The organism is Bacillus halotolerans (genome assembly GCF_001517105.1).
Classification (GTDB): Bacteria; Bacillota; Bacilli; order Bacillales; family Bacillaceae; genus Bacillus; species Bacillus halotolerans.
Genome location: NZ_LPVF01000011.1, coordinates 135,771 through 152,708 on the forward strand (window position 1 = coordinate 135,771; position 16,938 = coordinate 152,708).

At 46.6% G+C, this 16,938-nt stretch carries 10 protein-coding genes and 2 pseudogenes; 9 read left to right on the top strand and 3 right to left on the bottom strand.

The genetic code is table 11. The features are described from left to right. The first annotated feature begins 148 nt into the window (after nt 1-148). From AU387_RS14435 to AU387_RS14465, 7 genes and pseudogenes are all read left to right on the top strand, one after another. Nucleotides 149-3,337, top strand: coding sequence for a bifunctional cytochrome P450/NADPH--P450 reductase (locus AU387_RS14435; RefSeq protein WP_059335998.1), 3,189 nt, complete (start codon nt 149-151; stop codon nt 3,335-3,337). Between the two features lie 452 nt (nt 3,338-3,789). Then, nucleotides 3,790-5,709, top strand: a pseudogene (gene ltaS1, locus AU387_RS14440) (lipoteichoic acid synthase LtaS1). Between the two features lie 240 nt (nt 5,710-5,949). Next, the gene (locus AU387_RS14445; RefSeq protein WP_059293866.1) at nt 5,950-6,714 is read left to right on the top strand and encodes a glucose-1-phosphate cytidylyltransferase; all 765 of its coding nucleotides are present in this window, start codon (nt 5,950-5,952) and stop codon (nt 6,712-6,714) included. Between the two features lie 6 nt (nt 6,715-6,720). Next, complete coding sequence (locus AU387_RS14450; protein ID WP_024120527.1) at nt 6,721-7,689, top strand: GDP-mannose 4,6-dehydratase; 969 nt, start codon at nt 6,721-6,723, stop codon at nt 7,687-7,689. Nucleotides 7,690-7,711: 22 nt separating this feature from the next. Beyond that, nucleotides 7,712-8,623: a putative nucleotide-diphospho-sugar transferase gene (locus AU387_RS14455; RefSeq protein WP_059335999.1), complete on the top strand. Its 912-nt coding sequence runs from the start codon at nt 7,712-7,714 to the stop codon at nt 8,621-8,623. A gap of 28 nt (nt 8,624-8,651) precedes the next feature. Further along, nucleotides 8,652-9,815 carry a glycosyltransferase family 2 protein gene (locus tag AU387_RS14460; RefSeq protein WP_059336000.1) on the top strand — a complete coding sequence of 388 codons (1,164 nt, stop codon included), beginning with the start codon at nt 8,652-8,654 and terminating at the stop codon, nt 9,813-9,815. A 14-nt stretch (nt 9,816-9,829) separates the two neighbouring features. Next, nucleotides 9,830-10,765: a putative nucleotide-diphospho-sugar transferase gene (locus AU387_RS14465; RefSeq protein ID WP_044163555.1), complete on the top strand. Its 936-nt coding sequence runs from the start codon at nt 9,830-9,832 to the stop codon at nt 10,763-10,765. Between the two features lie 30 nt (nt 10,766-10,795). Here the strand turns inward: AU387_RS14465 and AU387_RS14470 are convergent, their stop codons facing one another. The 3 genes and pseudogenes from AU387_RS14470 to bcaP all read right to left on the bottom strand — a co-directional run bounded on the left by AU387_RS14470 (nt 10,796) and on the right by bcaP (nt 14,348). Beyond that, a complete protein-coding gene (locus tag AU387_RS14470; RefSeq protein WP_059336001.1) occupies nt 10,796-12,028 on the bottom strand; it encodes an MFS transporter in 1,233 nt (410 codons plus the stop codon). Nucleotides 12,029-12,149: 121 nt separating this feature from the next. Continuing rightward, complete coding sequence (locus tag AU387_RS14475; protein WP_059336002.1) at nt 12,150-12,860, bottom strand: YjjG family noncanonical pyrimidine nucleotidase; 711 nt, start codon at nt 12,858-12,860, stop codon at nt 12,150-12,152. Nucleotides 12,861-12,963: 103 nt separating this feature from the next. Next, nucleotides 12,964-14,348: pseudogene (gene bcaP / locus AU387_RS14480) on the bottom strand (branched-chain amino acid transporter BcaP). 247 nt (nt 14,349-14,595) lie between these two features. Here bcaP and yfmT point away from each other — a divergent pair. Continuing rightward, nucleotides 14,596-16,053 carry a benzaldehyde dehydrogenase gene (gene yfmT / locus AU387_RS14485; protein ID WP_059336003.1) on the top strand — a complete coding sequence of 486 codons (1,458 nt, stop codon included), beginning with the start codon at nt 14,596-14,598 and terminating at the stop codon, nt 16,051-16,053. Nucleotides 16,054-16,521: 468 nt separating this feature from the next. Further along, nucleotides 16,522-16,926, top strand: a complete 405-nt coding sequence (locus tag AU387_RS22385; RefSeq protein WP_369888597.1) for a methyl-accepting chemotaxis protein — start codon at nt 16,522-16,524, stop codon at nt 16,924-16,926. The last annotated feature ends 12 nt before the right edge of the window (nt 16,927-16,938 follow it).

Genomic DNA, 16,938 nt, shown 5'->3' on the forward strand with positions numbered 1-16,938 from the left:
ATATGAACTCACCTTATTTGCGTATTGTACAGCTTCTCAAGTATAGAAAAAACAATGATCAGGCGTCAATCAGAGAAATGGAATAATCGTCACCATGAAAGGGAAATGTAGTCAGATAGAAAGCATTACATACGAAAGGAATGGTTCGATGAAGGAAACAAGCCCGATTCCTCAGCCGAAGACGTTTGGACCGCTCGGCAATCTTCCTTTAATTGATAAAGATAAACCGACCCTGTCACTGATCAAATTGGCGGACGAGCAAGGCCCCATTTTTCAAATTCACACACCGGCGGGCACGACAATTGTGGTGTCCGGCCATGAACTCGTGAAAGAAGTTTGTGATGAAGAACGTTTCGATAAAAGCATTGAAGGCGCTTTGGAAAAAGTTCGCGCGTTTTCCGGTGACGGATTGTTTACAAGCTGGACGCATGAGCCCAACTGGAGAAAAGCGCACAACATTCTGATGCCGACGTTCAGCCAGCGGGCCATGAAGGATTATCATGAAAAAATGGTCGATATCGCTGTTCAGCTGATTCAAAAGTGGGCCAGACTTAATCCGAATGAAGCAGTCGACGTCCCCGCGGATATGACTCGGCTGACGCTGGACACGATCGGGTTATGCGGATTTAACTATCGTTTTAACAGCTACTACAGAGAAACGCCACATCCGTTTATCAACAGCATGGTGCGCGCGCTGGATGAAGCGATGCACCAGATGCAGCGGCTTGATGTTCAGGATAAACTCATGGTCAGAACAAAGCGCCAATTCCACCACGATATACAAACGATGTTTTCGTTAGTCGACAGCATTATTGCAGAGCGCAAGGCGGATGGGGATCAGGATGAAAAAGACTTGCTCGCCCGGATGCTGAAGGTGGAAGATCCGGAGACCGGGGAAAAGCTTGATGATGAAAACATCCGTTTTCAGATCATTACATTTTTAATTGCCGGCCATGAAACAACGAGCGGCCTGCTTTCGTTTGCAATCTACTTTTTATTGAAGCATCCCGACAAATTGAAAAAGGCGTATGAAGAGGTCGACCGGGTGCTGACGGATGCAGCGCCGACCTATAAACAAGTGCTTGACCTGAAATACATCCGGATGATTTTAAATGAATCATTGCGTCTATGGCCGACGGCTCCGGCTTTCAGCCTTTATCCAAAGGAAGATACGGTCATTGGCGGAAAATATCCGATCACAACCAAGGACAGAATTTCTGTCTTGATTCCGCAGCTTCACCGCGATCAAGACGCATGGGGAGAGGATGCTGAGGAATTCCGTCCAGAACGGTTCGAACATCAGGACCAAGTGCCTCATCATGCTTACAAGCCGTTCGGGAATGGACAGAGAGCCTGTATTGGCATGCAGTTCGCCCTGCATGAGGCTACACTTGTGCTTGGCATGATTTTAAAATATTTCACTTTGATTGATCATGAGAATTATGAGCTTGATATCAAACAAACGCTGACACTTAAGCCCGGTGATTTTCACATCCGGGTTCAAACACGAAATCAGGAAGCGATTCATGCCGGCGTTCCGTCTGAGGAAAAAGCGGCGCACGACGATGAACAAAAGGGCAAACAGGAAACGAAAAGTGCTTCGGTTATCGGTCTCAACAACCGGCCGCTACTCGTATTGTACGGCTCTGATACAGGCACCGCGGAAGGCGTCGCCCGGGAGCTTGCAGATACAGCCAGTCTTCACGGCGTAAGGACTGAGGTTGCGCCCTTGAACGATCAGATTGGAAAGCTGCCGAAAGAGGGAGCTGTTGTGATCGTCACCTCTTCCTACAATGGAAAACCGCCAAGCAATGCGGGACAGTTTGTGCAGTGGCTTGAAGAAATACAGCCGGGTGAGCTTGAGGGTGTCCATTATGCGGTGTTTGGCTGCGGAGATCATAACTGGGCAAGCACGTATCAGTATGTACCCCGAACCATTGACGAGCAGCTAGCGGAAAAAGGGGCGACCCGTTTTTCTGCACGCGGAGAGGGCGATGTGAGCGGTGATTTTGAAGGACAGCTTGACCAGTGGAAAAAAAGCATGTGGTCGGACGCCATCAAAGCCTTCGGACTCGAGCTTAATGAAAACGCTGATAAGGAGAGAAGCACGCTGAGCCTTCAGTTTGTCAGGGGGCTGGGAGAATCCCCATTAGCCCGGTCGTATGAAGCGGTTCACGCATCCATTGCGGAAAATCGTGAACTCCAGTCCGCAGACAGTGGGCGCAGCACCCGCCATATTGAAATTGCGCTGCCTTCTGGCGTCGAATACCGGGAGGGCGATCACCTTGGCGTTCTGCCAAGGAACAGCCGGACAAATGTCAGCCGGGTTCTTCACAGATTCGGCTTAAAAGGAACTGACCAAGTTACACTGACGGCAAGCGGGCGCAGCTCGGGGCATCTGCCTTTGAATCGGCCTGTCAGCCTGCATGATCTGCTCAGCTACAGCGTCGAGGTGCAGGAAGCGGCAACAAGGGCGCAAATACGGGAGCTGGCCGCATTTACCGTCTGCCCGCCTCATAAACGTGAATTGGAAGATATGACAGAAGAGGGCGTTTATCAGGAACAAATTTTGAAAAAACGGATTTCCATGCTGGATCTGCTCGAGCAATATGAAGCATGTGAAATGCCGTTTGAACGGTTTTTAGAGCTTTTACGCCCGTTAAAACCGCGGTATTATTCGATTTCAAGCTCTCCGCGGGTGAATCCGGAACAAGCCTCGATAACTGTAGGCGTTGTGCGTGGGCCGGCTTGGAGCGGACGCGGCGAATACCGCGGAGTGGCATCGAATGACTTGGCGGAGCGGAAGGCGGGAGATGATGTCGTGATGTTTGTCCGCACACCGGAATCCCGATTTCAGCTTCCGGAAGACCCTGAAACACCAATCATCATGGTGGGGCCGGGAACAGGGGTTGCGCCATTCCGCGGATTCCTGCAAGCCCGGTCAGCTTTAAAACGCGAGGGAAAAACGCTCGGTGAAGCCCATCTTTATTTTGGCTGCAGAAATGACCGCGATTTTATTTACCGGAATGAGCTTAAGCAGTTTGAACAAGACGGAATTGTTACTGTGCACACGGCTTATTCCCGTAAAGAAGGCATACCGAAAACGTACGTTCAGCACCTCATGGCGGAACATGCGGAAACCTTAATTTCGATTCTCGACCGCGGCGGCCGGCTTTATGTATGCGGTGACGGCAGCAGGATGGCGCCTGATGTGGAGGCCGCGCTGCAAAACGCGTATCAGTCTGTTCATGGCACCAGTGAAGAAGAAGCGCAAAACTGGCTCAAACATCTGCAGGAAACAGGCATGTATGCAAAGGATGTCTGGTCGGGGATTTGATTGTTTTTACAAAGGACTGGAAAGATCCAGTCCTTTTGTTATGTCCTTTTTAAAAAAATGTGATCTCGCTAAACGTCTGTGCATACAATAACCACAGTCCGCCTGATGGGCGGGCTGTCCTTAAGACCTATTTTTCGTTTTTGCTAGTTTATGTTATTCTTATACTCGGTATCTATTTCTTTTTTTCCAAAAGCGGGCATGACAAAAGAAACCTTTTTTATTTACGAGAAAAAAGTGAAACGAATTGAGGGCTTCTTTCGTCCAGTGTTTGGTTTGAAATAGGTGTAATAGAACTGGTATGGTGCAAAACGTAAATATCCCGGTTAGCGCGGTATATTTATTTGTTGTGTGATGCCTTGATTTTGTTTGGAAAGAAGGAATTGGAAGACAGGATAAAAAGAGAAGGTAAAAGTAAATAAAGACTTAAAGTGTTTAAGAAAGTAGAGGTTGCCATGAAGAAACTTTTTTCTTACAAACTTAGCTTTTTTGTGTTGGCTGTTATACTGTTTTGGGCAAAAACGTATTTATCCTACAAAACAGAGTTTAACCTTGGGGTAAAAGGCACAACCCAAGAAATCCTTTTGGTGTTTAACCCGTTCTCAAGCGCCGTCTTCTTTTTAGGACTGGCTTTGCTTGCGAAAGGGCGAAAATCGGCTATTATCATGCTGATTATTGATTTTGTGATGACGTTCATTTTATATGCAAATATTTTATTCTATCGTTTCTTTGATGATTTCTTAACGTTCCCGAACATTAAACAGTCCGGCAACGTCGGAAACATGGGAGACGGTATTTTCAGCATCATGGCCGGTCATGATATTTTCTATTTCTTAGATATTATCATCTTGATTGCGGTACTGATCTGGAGACCTGAATTCAAAGAATTCAAAATGAAAAAACGTTTTGCGTCTTTGGTGATTCTTTCCGGGGTCGCACTGTTTTTCATCAACCTGCATTTTGCGGAAAAAGACCGCCCGCAGCTGCTGACAAGAACGTTTGACCGCAATTATATCGTAAAATACTTAGGTCTTTACAATTACACCATTTATGACGGTGTGCAGACGGCTCAAACAGAAACGCAAAGAGCGTATGCAAGCAGCGATGATCTGACAAGTGTCGAGAATTACACGACGTCACATTACGCGAAGCCGAACGCTGAGTACTTTGGTTCTGCCAAAGGCAAAAACATCATTAAGATTCACCTGGAAAGCTTCCAGTCGTTCCTGATTGATTACAAGCTGAACGGTGAAGAAGTTACGCCATTCTTAAATAAACTGGCCCACGGCGGCGAAGACGTCACGTACTTCGATAACTTCTTCCATCAGACAGGTCAGGGTAAAACATCTGATGCCGAGCTGACAATGGATAACTCGATCTTCGGTCTTCCGGAAGGCTCCGCATTTGTAACAAAAGGCGAAAACACATACCAGTCGCTTCCTGCGATTTTGGATCAGAAGGAAGGCTATACAAGCGCCGTCCTGCACGGTGACTACAAATCGTTCTGGAACCGCGATCAGATTTACAAACATATCGGCTATGATAAATTTTTCGACGCAAGCACGTATGACATGTCAGAAGAAAACATCATTAATATGGGGCTCAAGGATAAGCCGTTCTTTACAGAATCGATTCCAAAACTTGAATCTCTGAAAAAGCCGTTTTACGCGCATATGATTACCTTGACAAACCATTATCCGTTTAACTTGGATGAAAAAGACGCGACGATTAAGAAAGCGACGACTGGCGATAATACAGTCGACAGCTACTTCCAGACTGCCCGTTACCTTGACGAGTCCCTTGAGCAATTCTTCAAGGAACTGAAGGAAGCAGGTCTGTATGACAACTCAGTCATCATGATTTACGGTGACCACAATGGGATTTCTGAAAACCATAACCGCGCGATGAAAGAAATTCTCGGAAAAGAGATCACAGATTATCAAAACGCGCAAAACCAGCGTGTGCCTCTGATGATCCGCATTCCTGGCAAAAAAGGCGGAGTGAACCATACGTATGGCGGCGAAATTGACGTCATGCCGACACTTCTTCACTTGCAAGGTATTGATTCTGAGAAATATATCAACTTCGGTACCGATTTATTCTCTAAAGACCACGACGACACAGTGGCGTTTAGAAACGGCGACTTCGTAACGCCGAAGTACACATCTGTCGACAATATCATCTATGATACGAAGACAGGTAAAGAAGTAAAAGCGAATGAAGATACGAAGAACCTGAAAACGAGAGTGACACAGTAGCTGAAGCTTTCAGACAGTGTCCTTTACAAAGACTTGCTGAGATTCCATAAACTCAGTGACTTTAAAACTGTTGATCCTTCTGATTATCATTACGGCAAGGAACAAGATATCGAATAAGACAAAGAAGAGCCTTGAGCGGGCGCATTGCCGCGCTCAGGGCTCTTTTTTTGTGTGGTTACATAACCAAGTTGAAAAAATAGATTCTATTTGGTCACCAAGGCCGCCTCTCTCTCATATCATTACAGTAGATTTTGAAACCGGTATTGGAATCGGACAAATTATCGGGGAAATGCCTTGATAGATTGTAAGGAGGTACCAAGGTTTCGAACTCAATATTCATAGAGATGAGGGGTAGAGATGAAAGCGGTCATTCTCTGCGGCGGAAAAGGAACGAGAATGAGTGAGGTCACGAATGAACTTCCTAAACCGCTCGCCATGATAGGCGGAAAACCGATTCTATGGCATATTATGAAAATCTATCAGTACTACGGAGTGAACGAGTTTATTCTGCTTTTAGGCTACAAAGGAGAAAAAATCAAAGAATATTTTCTGAACTACGAATGGAAGCACAACAGCCTCACGCTCGACAGTTCTACAGGAGAGGTGCAGATGCTGGGACAGCCTGAAACGTGGAAAATCACATTTTTGGAGACAGGGGAAGACACGCTGACAGCCGGAAGAATCTTGCAGGCGAAGGACTACATCGGCGATGAAACGTTTATGCTCACCTATGGGGACGGGCTGGCCAATATCAATCTTTTTCATCTCATCAGCTATCATCAGACAAAGGGTGCTGCCGCGACTGTCACCGGCATTGATAAAGTCTCGCAGTTCGGCACCTTAACGGTTGAGGATGGCATAGCGAAAACATTTTCTGAAAAGACATCGAGTGACGGCATCATCAATGGCGGATTTTTCGTTCTCAATCCAAAGGTTTTCGATTATTTGCCGAAGGACGGAAACGCCATGTTCGAAGATGAACCGCTGAAGAACCTTGCGAAAGACGGTGAACTTGCCGTGTATCGCCATTACGGATTTTGGACGGCAATCGATACGTATAAAAATCTTTTGGAAGTCAACAAGCTGTGGGATCAAGGACAACATGTATGGAAGGTATGGTGAACTGATTTGAGTTTCTGGAAAAATAAAAACGTATTTGTCACGGGTTGTACAGGTCTTTTAGGAAGCTATTTGGTGAAAGAGCTGATCGAACAGGGCGCAAACGTGACGGGGCTTGTCAGAGATCATGTGCCTCAGTCCAACCTATATCAGGGAGAACACGTGAAGAAAATGAACATCGTGCAGGGCGCTCTTGAAGACTTGCCCGTGATTGAACGCGCACTTGGCGAGTATGAAATCGACACGGTGTTTCACCTCGCTGCACAAGCGATTGTCGGCGTAGCGAACCGCAACCCGGTTTCCACTTTTGAAGCGAATATTCTCGGCACGTGGAATGTTCTTGAGGCCTGCCGGAAGCATCCGTTAATCAAGCGTGTCATTGTCGCGTCAAGCGATAAAGCATACGGTGATCAAGAAAACCTTCCGTACGATGAAGATATGCCGCTGCAAGGCAAGCATCCGTACGACGTATCGAAAAGCTGCGCGGATCTGATCAGCCATACGTATTTTCACACCTATGGCCTGCCGGTCTGTATTACGCGCTGCGGAAATCTGTACGGCGGCGGGGATTTGAACTTCAACCGCATCATTCCGCAGACGATTCAGCTTGTGCTAAACGGGGAAGCTCCCGAAATCCGCAGCGACGGCACCTTTGTCCGCGACTATTTCTATATTGAAGATGCCGTTCAGGCTTATCTGCTTCTGGCGGAGAAAATGGAGGAACACAACCTCGCCGGGGAAGCCTTTAACTTCAGCAATGAGATTCAGCTGACTGTGCTTGAGTTAGTCGAGAAAATATTAAAGAAAATGAACAGCAATCTAAAGCCGAAGGTGCTGAATCAGGGAAGCAATGAAATCAAGCACCAATATTTATCTGCGGAAAAAGCGAGAAAGCTGCTGAATTGGACACCTGCTTACACCATTGATGAAGGACTTGAAAAAACCATTGCGTGGTACACAGAATTCTTCAAAAAGTAACGCGAAATGAGGTGAACATACCGTGACGAGCGCCTATTGCACCGTTTTATCAAAAGGAAGATTATATCAGGCAGTCGCCTTATTTAAGTCTTTAGCGCAAGTCGATCAAGACAGCCCCATTTTTACGCTTTGTATGGATGATGACACGCACCGCGTATTGCAGAAATTGAATCTGAAGCAGCTGACACTTGTACCGGTGTCAGCGCTTGAAAATGAAACGCTCCTGAAGCTGAAGGATACACGGGATCAAAGCGAATACTGCTGGACGATGAAGCCGATCTTTCTGCAAGCTGTGCTGAACAGCAATCCCGAACTGGAACGGGTGACGTATATTGACGGAGATCTATTTTTCTACGCCGACCCGTCACCGATATTTGCGAACCAGCCGGACTGCTCGGTGCTTCTTTCCCGGGGCGATATTATCATCCCTTCCTTTGAGAGAGAGCAAATTGATATGCTGCAGCGTCTGTTAGGCAGATATAACTCGGGCTTTATCAGCTTTAAACATGATAAAGCAGGAACGGACTGTCTGGAGTGGTGGAAGGAGCGCTGTCTTGAGGAGTGTAAAAATGCGCCGGGTGAAGGGAAATTCGGGGATCAGGGCTATTTGGATTATATGTCTGAGCTGTTTCCGAATGTGTGTGACATTACGACACCAGGTGTGAACATTGGCCATTGGAATTACGGACAGCATACGTTTTCCTGGAAGGATGGCCGAATTGTGCCGGAAGATGGAAATCCGCTGATCTTCTATCATTTCAGCGGATATCGAATCGTCAGCATCAATGAAATCAAACAGATTCACGAAACAACACGCACAGACCTGCCGTTCGTGCATGAGCTGTACCAGCAGACCCTGCCGCATATCATTCAGCATATCAAAGCGCTTGACCCTGAATTTAACGGTTTTGCTTCAAAAGATGATAACAAATAAATGATTAAATACAGGAAGTGAAAATGAAGTGAAAGCAAGCGTTATTATTCCTGCATATAATTCAAAGGAGCGCCTCTATAACAGCCTTCTGTCTTTAAACCAGCAGGAGTGCGATGAAGAGTTTGAGGTCATCGTAGCGGATAATGGCTCTGAGGACGGGACGCTCTCGATGCTCAAATCGTTTCAAGCGGACTTTCCGCTGATTTTTGTACGGATTAAAGAAAACAGGGGCATTGCATACGGAAGAAATCAGGCGGTCCGCAATGCCAGAGGAGATATTCTGATATTTCATGACAGCGATATGCTTGCTGCCAAAGATCTTGTGGCAAAGCATATCAAAGCGCATGAAAACAAAGAAAATCTAGTTGTGTGCGGTTTATTTTGGAAAAGGATCTACAGCTATTATTATGAGCGCTTTGAAGATGAACATAAGAAGCAGCTCGCAAAGTTGTATGATGAAATGCCGAAAAAAGACAAACAAAAGCTTCTGGCGGAAGCGGATATCAAAAACGAAAGCTTTCTGAACCAAAGCTTTGACCTTGATACCGATTTTATTGACGTGCTGAAGCGGATACTGGATGAATACGGCGATGACTTAAAGGGCTACCATATGCCGTGGCGTTTTTTTATCACAAACAATTCATCAGTAAAACGAAAGCATGTGGCTGATCTCGGTTTGTTTGACGAAGGCATTGTGCGGTACGGGTTTGAGGATTATGATCTTGGGATCAGGCTCCATCAGGCCGGACTCACGTTCAGGCTGCACCGCGATATTGTCAGCGTTCATCAGGAGCACCCGAGCAATTGTCAGTCAGTAGACGATATCAGAGCAAACATTGCCTATATGTGCGACAAATATAACAACATTCAGTCATTAGACGTTCATCTTGCCTTTAACGGCCCATTCCCTCCGGACATGACCAACAGGATCATGGATGATATTCATAAGCTGCTGGACTCGAAGAAATACGACATGTTGCTGCATCTGTTTCTTGAGCTGCTCCATGTCGTGAAGGATCGCAATCTGGACCCGGATTGGCAGAAAAAAACACCGCGGGTGACTGCGAAAAGCTTTGATTTGCAAGCCGTTCAAAAGCTTCTGCCAAAAGCGAAGAAGAAGCTTGGCGTGAACGATTTTGCCAATGCGCTGTATGCGCTTGTCAATGATATACTGCACGTGGATCTTAGATAAATGGATGTGGTATGGTGAGTCAATTTCATTTTTCAACAATAGTGTCAAGGACGCACATCTTTAAACTGATGCCTATGATTCATTCCCTCCATGAGCATTGCGATGATTTTCATTTATATGTGCTGTGTGTCGATCAGAAGGCATATGAATTGCTACAGCACGTGCCATGGGAGCATGTCACCTTTGTGCAGCTTCATGAAATGGAAGATCCGGAGCTACTGGAAGCGAAAAGCAACAGAACGTTCCATGAGTATTGCTGGACACTGAAGCCCGCATTTTTGTTCCATGTCATGAGCCAGTGGGATGACGCCGAATATTATGCCCATATGGATACCGATCTGTTTTTCTTTTCTGATCCAGCGCGTATTTTTGCTGAAAACCCGGCGGCTTCACTGTATTTGACCGATCACCGCAACTCGCCGCGGTTCATGTCTTATTATGAGCGGACCGGGCGTTTTAACACAGGCTTTGTCGGCGCCCGGAATACGGAAGAAGCCTATCAAGCGGTGTGGCAGTGGAGACAGGATTGCATTGAATATTGCACGGTGGAAATGAATACGAAAAGAAAGACGTACGGCGATCAAAGGTATGTGGAAAAGTGGCCGGCGCAGTATCAGGGTGTGCATGTTGTCAAATCAACCGGAGCCAATACGGCGCTTTGGAATATAGAAAACTATAAGGTGACTCAAAAGGACGGCCGCGTTTATCTAGATGAAACGCCGCTGATTTTCTATCATTTCTCCGGGTTTACATTGGTGACGGAGAATGAATTTAATCTTTGCTGGTATTACCGCATTGAAGACGAAGCGACAATTGAAATGATTTATATGCCGTATGTGTTAAACCTGAAAAGATGGATTGACGAAATACAGGCGGCATTTCCGGACTTTGCGGACGGTTTTATCCCGAAGCACGCGGTGCCGGACACTCATTTTATTCAGCTTGATTAAAAAACCCCTGCCAGGCGGCAGGGGTTTTTTTCAGCTATGCCATTCTCTCAGTTTCTGATCACTCGGCAAAAGAAACGCGAGGATGCCAAGAATCGGGAGAAACGAAATGGCAATCATGGTCGGGGTCAGTCCCGCAGCATCAATGAGAGCGCCAAGCGCCACAGCGCCGATTGCTCCCATACCGAAGGCGAGGCCGACGGTTAAACCGGACATCGTGCCGATCTTTCCGGGGACAAGCTCCTGTGCATACACAACTGTTACGGAAAAGCTCGACATGAGAACCAAGCCGATCAAAGCGAGTACCCCATAGGCCAGAACCGGGCCGGCAAATGGAAGCAGAATCGCCAGCGGCGCTGAGCACAGCAGCGAGCCGAGAATGACAACTCGTTTTCCGAAACGGTCTGCGAGCGGGCCGCCGAGAAAGGTTCCGACAGCGCCAAACAGCAAAAAGACGAAAATATAGCTCTGAGCCTGCTGAATGCTTACGTGATATGTATCCATCGCGTAAAACGTGTAAAAGTTGCCGATCGCACTCGTATACCAAGAACGCGCGAAAATCAAAAAGATAATAATAATAAGAGCGGTTATAACGGACTTGGTGACAGACGAGTTTTGTTCAGCGGCTTTCTTTTGGGTGCCCTGCTTCTGTGCAAGACTGCCGAGCCGAGCGGCGTACCATTTTGCAATATAAAGCAGAAACATAACGGCGAGCGCGGCTACAAGTGTAAACCAGACAGCACCGAATTGTCCGAGCGGGACAAGGATCAGCGCGGTAATCAGGGGCGCCATCGCTTGGCCTGAGTTTCCTCCGACCTGATAAATGGACTGGGCAAGCCCGCGTTTTGTGCCGGCGGCCATATAAGCCACACGGGAGCCTTCCGGATGAAAAATAGCGGAGCCTAATCCGATGAAAAACACACAGCACAAGATCGTCACAAATGACGGGGCAAATGCAAGGCCCAATATGCCGAGCATGCTGGCAGTCAGCCCGATCGGCAGGGCGTACGGCCGCGGCCGTTTATCCGTATACCAGCCGACGACAGGCTGCATGACGGATGACACCATGTTTAACGTAAAAGCGATGATGCCAAGCTGTGTGAACGTCAAACTCATGGAGCGTTCCAAAATCGGGAACATGGCCGGAATCACAGCCTGAAGCGAATCGTTGAGCATGTGGCAGATTCCGATGATAAACAAAATCGGATACACGGTAGTGCCGGGTTTTTGAACAGGTTTTTCCTTCAGCGGGGCGGCAATAGCCAAATGATTCTCCTCCTAACATATATCACCAATGCATACCACCATATTATTCATAAGGTGAAGGATTTATCAAGAGGAAAAAAGACGCCTTTTGGAAAGAAGCAGCACCCGCAGCCAAAAAACATTAACAGTTGATGATTGGTTTTTCGATTTTTAGAATTTGATATAGCTCTTCAAGCTTACGGATATGATACGTCGGCACAACCTCTGTTTCAGTGAGATTCATGCCAGAATTAAGCCAGCACGTATCAATTCCGGCGAGCTGTCCGCCTTTGATATCCGCTGTCAGCGAATCGCCGATGATTAAGGTGTGCTCCGCTGAAAAATGGGGAATCCGTTCAAACACATAGTCGAAGTACTCTTTCATCGGCTTTTGAAAACCTGTGTCTTCAGAAACGAAAATGTCCTTGAAGAACGGAAATAATCCTGAATCTCTGAGACGCTTATACTGAGTTCTGGAAACGCCGTTTGTCACGATATACAAATCAAAATGCTGTTCCAGTTTTGTGATGAGATCAAAAGCCCCGTCCATAAGCTGGTGCCCTTCTTCAAGAAAACGGCGATATTTCTGGTCCAGCAGCACTTCGTCTGCTTCATAGCCATATTCCTTGAACAAAGCGGAAAAGCGGGTGGTCATCACTTCATCGCGAGTCATGTTTCCGCCTTCAAAGGCTCTCCAGAGGCCTTGATTAATTGTTTGATATCGGGATTCCATTTCATCGGTAAGCGGAATGTTCTGGTCTTCAAACAGCAGGCGCAGCGCTGATTTTTCTGCCGCTGTAAAATCCAAAATGGTATTATCTACATCAAATAATAAAGTGCGGTATGGTTTCAAGGCTGGTCTTCCTTTCTGTATGTATACTCAAAGTATAGCACACGCAAAAAAGAAAAAAGCCGGCGAATTGGACGTTTGAAATGTCCGCACCGACGGCTTACAATTATTTGTTTAATAAGCTGTGTTTTTTTGCATAAAGGAAATAAACGATTGTTCCGACGGCGATCCAGATGACAAATGAAAGCCATGTGATGCCTGGAAGGCTGTACATAAACCAAAGGCATATTCCAGCGCTGATGATTGGCACAACCGGAACGAACGGCACCCTGAAGGAGGCTTTGATTTCCGGGTGTTTCTTTCTTAACACAATCACAGCGATCGAAATGACAGTAAATGCCGCAAGCGTTCCCATGTTCACAAGGTGCGCAAGTGTGCCGAGATTAATAAATCCTGCGATTCCCGCCGCGACGATTCCTGTCAGCCATGTGTTGCGGAACGGCGTTTTGAATGACGGATGAATCTTTGCGAACAATCCCGGCAAAAGACCGTCTCTGCTCATGGCAAAGGTTAAACGGACCTGGGCATACAGCAATGCGAGCATCACTGTTGTGATTCCGATGATAGCGCCGACAGAAATAATTCCCGCAACCGCATCCTGGCCGACGAATTTAAGCGCAAAGGACACCGGATCACCGACATTTAATTTGGCATAAGGCATCATACCTGTCAAAACAAGCGATACCGTGATGTACAAAATGGTGCAGACGGCCAGAGCTGAAATGATGCCGATCGGCATATTTTTTTGCGGATGCTTCACTTCTTCTGAAGCGTTGGAAACTGCGTCAAATCCGAGATACGCGAAGAAAACCGTTGCCGCGCTGACAATGACGCCTTTCATTCCAAACGGCATAAAAGGAGTCCAGTTATCCGGTTTGACATAACCGAAGCCGACAATAATGAACAATAAAATAATTCCGATTTTCATCAGCACGATCACGTTGTTGAAGCGTGTACTTTCTTTGACACCTCTGCTGACAATTGCAGTGATGAGGAGAATAATAACCGCAGCCGGAAGGTTAAACACGGCGCCCGGCGAGCTTCCCGGAGCTCCTGTCAGCGCAGCCGGAATATGAAAGTTAAAGCCGGCGAGCAGCGATTGAAAGTATGAAGACCAGCCCGTGGCAACCGCCGACAGCGCAATGACATATTCAAGCATGAGATCCCATCCGATTAAAAAGGCGAGCAGCTCTCCAAGTGTGATATAGGAGTATGAGTACACGCTTCCTGAAATCGGAATCGAAGACGAAAACTCAGCATAACAGAAGGCGGCAAGCGCACAGGCGAGACCCGCTAAAATGAACGATAAGATCAGGGCAGGACCGGCACCGGTCGCGGCCACAGTTCCTGTAATAACGAAAATCCCAGTGCCGATGACACACCCGATACCGAGAAGTGTTAAATCAAATGCGCTTAAAGTACGGGCGAGGCTTTTTGACTGGCTCTGCGCATTTAATGTTTCAAGCGGTTTTTTCTAAATAATGAACTCATAAAAAGTTCCTCCTGGAAAATTCAAAATATTCTAATCATTATATACATTTCTCGTTGTATTATATTGTCGAAATTTGACGCCGTCAATCATATATTTTTCTGCTTTAAACGATAGAAGCTAAAAAGCGTTGTCGTATCATAATATAGTAATTTTTACAAACGGGATATTGAATTTTGCTGATGGTGAACCGATAGAAATGATAGATTGGCCATATTTTGATTTGCTGTTAAAAAGGAGATGCTGACCATGTTTCAATATGAAGAATTAAACAAACAATTTATTGGCGGAAAATGGCAGGAGGGCAGCAGCCCAAATGTATTGGAAAACAAAAATCCTTATACTCATAAAACAATCACATCCTTTCAAAAAGCGACTGCTGATGATGTAGATGAAGCGTACCGGGCAGCGGCTTTGGCAAAGAAAAAATGGGATGCGGTCAACCCATTCGAAAAAAGAGCAATCTTAGAAAAAGCCGTTACGTATATTGAAGAGAATGAAGAAGCCATCATTTATTTGATTATGGAAGAGCTGGGCGGCACAAGGCTGAAAGCCGCTTTTGAAATCGGACTCGTGAAAAATATCATGAAAGAAGCGGCGACGTTCCCTGTCCGCATGGAAGGGAAAATTCTTCCTTCTACAATAGACGGCAAGGAAAACAGATTATATCGCGTGTCGGCAGGTGTTGTCGGTGTCATCAGTCCTTTTAACTTCCCATTCTTTTTATCTATGAAATCAGTAGCGCCGGCACTCGGAGCAGGCAATGGCGTCGTGTTGAAGCCGCACGAAGAAACACCGATTTGCGGCGGTACGCTGATTGCGAAGATTTTTGAAAGCGCGGGCGTTCCGAAAGGACTGCTGAATGTTGTTGTCACTGACATTGCAGAAATCGGTGACAGCTTTGTCGAACATCCGGTGCCGCGGATCATCTCATTTACAGGATCTACGAAAGTGGGGAGCTACATCGGCCAGCTCGCGATGAAGCACTTTAAAAAGCCGCTTCTTGAGCTTGGCGGAAACAGCGCCTTTATCGTGCTTGAAGATGCTGATATCGAATATGCAGTCAATGCGGCAGTGTTCAGCAGATTTACCCATCAAGGCCAGATTTGTATGTCAGCCAATCGCGTACTGGTTCACTCATCAATTTATGATCAATTCCTTGAGCTGTATCAGGCAAAAGTGGAATCGCTGAAAGTTGGCGACCCGATGGACCCTGATACGATTATCGGGCCTTTAATCAACAGCAGGCAGACTGACGGGTTAATGAAATCTGTTGAGAAAGCGATTGAAGAAGGGGCTGTTCCAGTGAAGCTTGGCGGATTTAACGGGACGATCGTGGAGCCGACCATCTTAAAAGACGTAAAACCGTTTATGAGCATTGCCAAGGAAGAGCTGTTCGGGCCAGTCGTCTCCTTCATGAAGTTTGATTCAGAAGACGAAGCGGTGGATATCGCGAATGATACCCCATTTGGCTTAAGCGGAGCCGTACATACCTCAAATCTTGAACGCGGCGTGGCTTTTGCGAAACGGATTGAAACGGGCATGATCCATGTTAATGACACGACGATTAATGATGAACCGAATGTGGCCTTCGGCGGTGAAAAGCAATCTGGCCTCGGCCGATTAAATGGCGAATGGAGCCTTGAAGAATTTACGACGCTGAAATGGATTTCGGTTCAGCACGAAAAACGAAGCTTCCCTTACTAATAAAAGGAGTGATTGGAATTGAGCATAAGAACGGAAAATGAAACAGCAGATCTTCTAGACGCATTTGTGAAAGTAGCCCCTTATTTAAACAGCCTGGTTCAGGATGATATTACAATCGGCATTTATGATACGGAGAAATTGCTGGTAAATATTCCGGCAAAAACCTTTTCCCTTAACGTAAAAGCCGGAGATCCGCTGCAAGAAGGAGATATCATCACAGACGCGATTCGCAGCAATCAGAAAAAAACGAGCATGGTGCCGAAGGAGTTGTTCGGCTTTCCATTAATCGCACGCGCCATCCCGCTTCATGACCAGAACGGAAGAGTGATTGGGGGAGTGGGCCTCGGCACGAGTCTTGAGGAGTCCTCTAAGCTTCATGATGTAGCGGAAAGCTTATCGGCAGTTGTTGAACAAACGGCTGCGGCCATTTCCGATATTTCTGAATCAATTAACGGTTTCTCATCGCAAATGTCGGGCATTTCCTCACAAGCGAAAAAGGTAAGCGAAAGCGCGGGAGAAATCGCTGATATTTCAGTAACCGTGAAAGGCATTTCTGATCAGAGCAATCTGCTCGGTTTAAATGCTGCGATTGAAGCCGCACGGGCAGGGGAGTCCGGAAAAGGATTTTCTGTCGTAGCGGATGAAATCAGAAAGCTTGCGACGCATTCGAAAGAAAATGTCGGCCAGATCGATCAGATCACGAAAAAAATCCACAGCCTGTTAAAAGGGCTAGAAGAATCGATTGAATCGATTAATCAGCATACTGACGGACAAGCTGCTGCTGTTGAACAGATTTCCGCCACGATGCAGGAGATCTCAGGCAGTGCGCAGCATCTCGCTAAAATGGCAGAGAAAGCGCTTGAAGAAGAGTAAGAGACTGGGGAC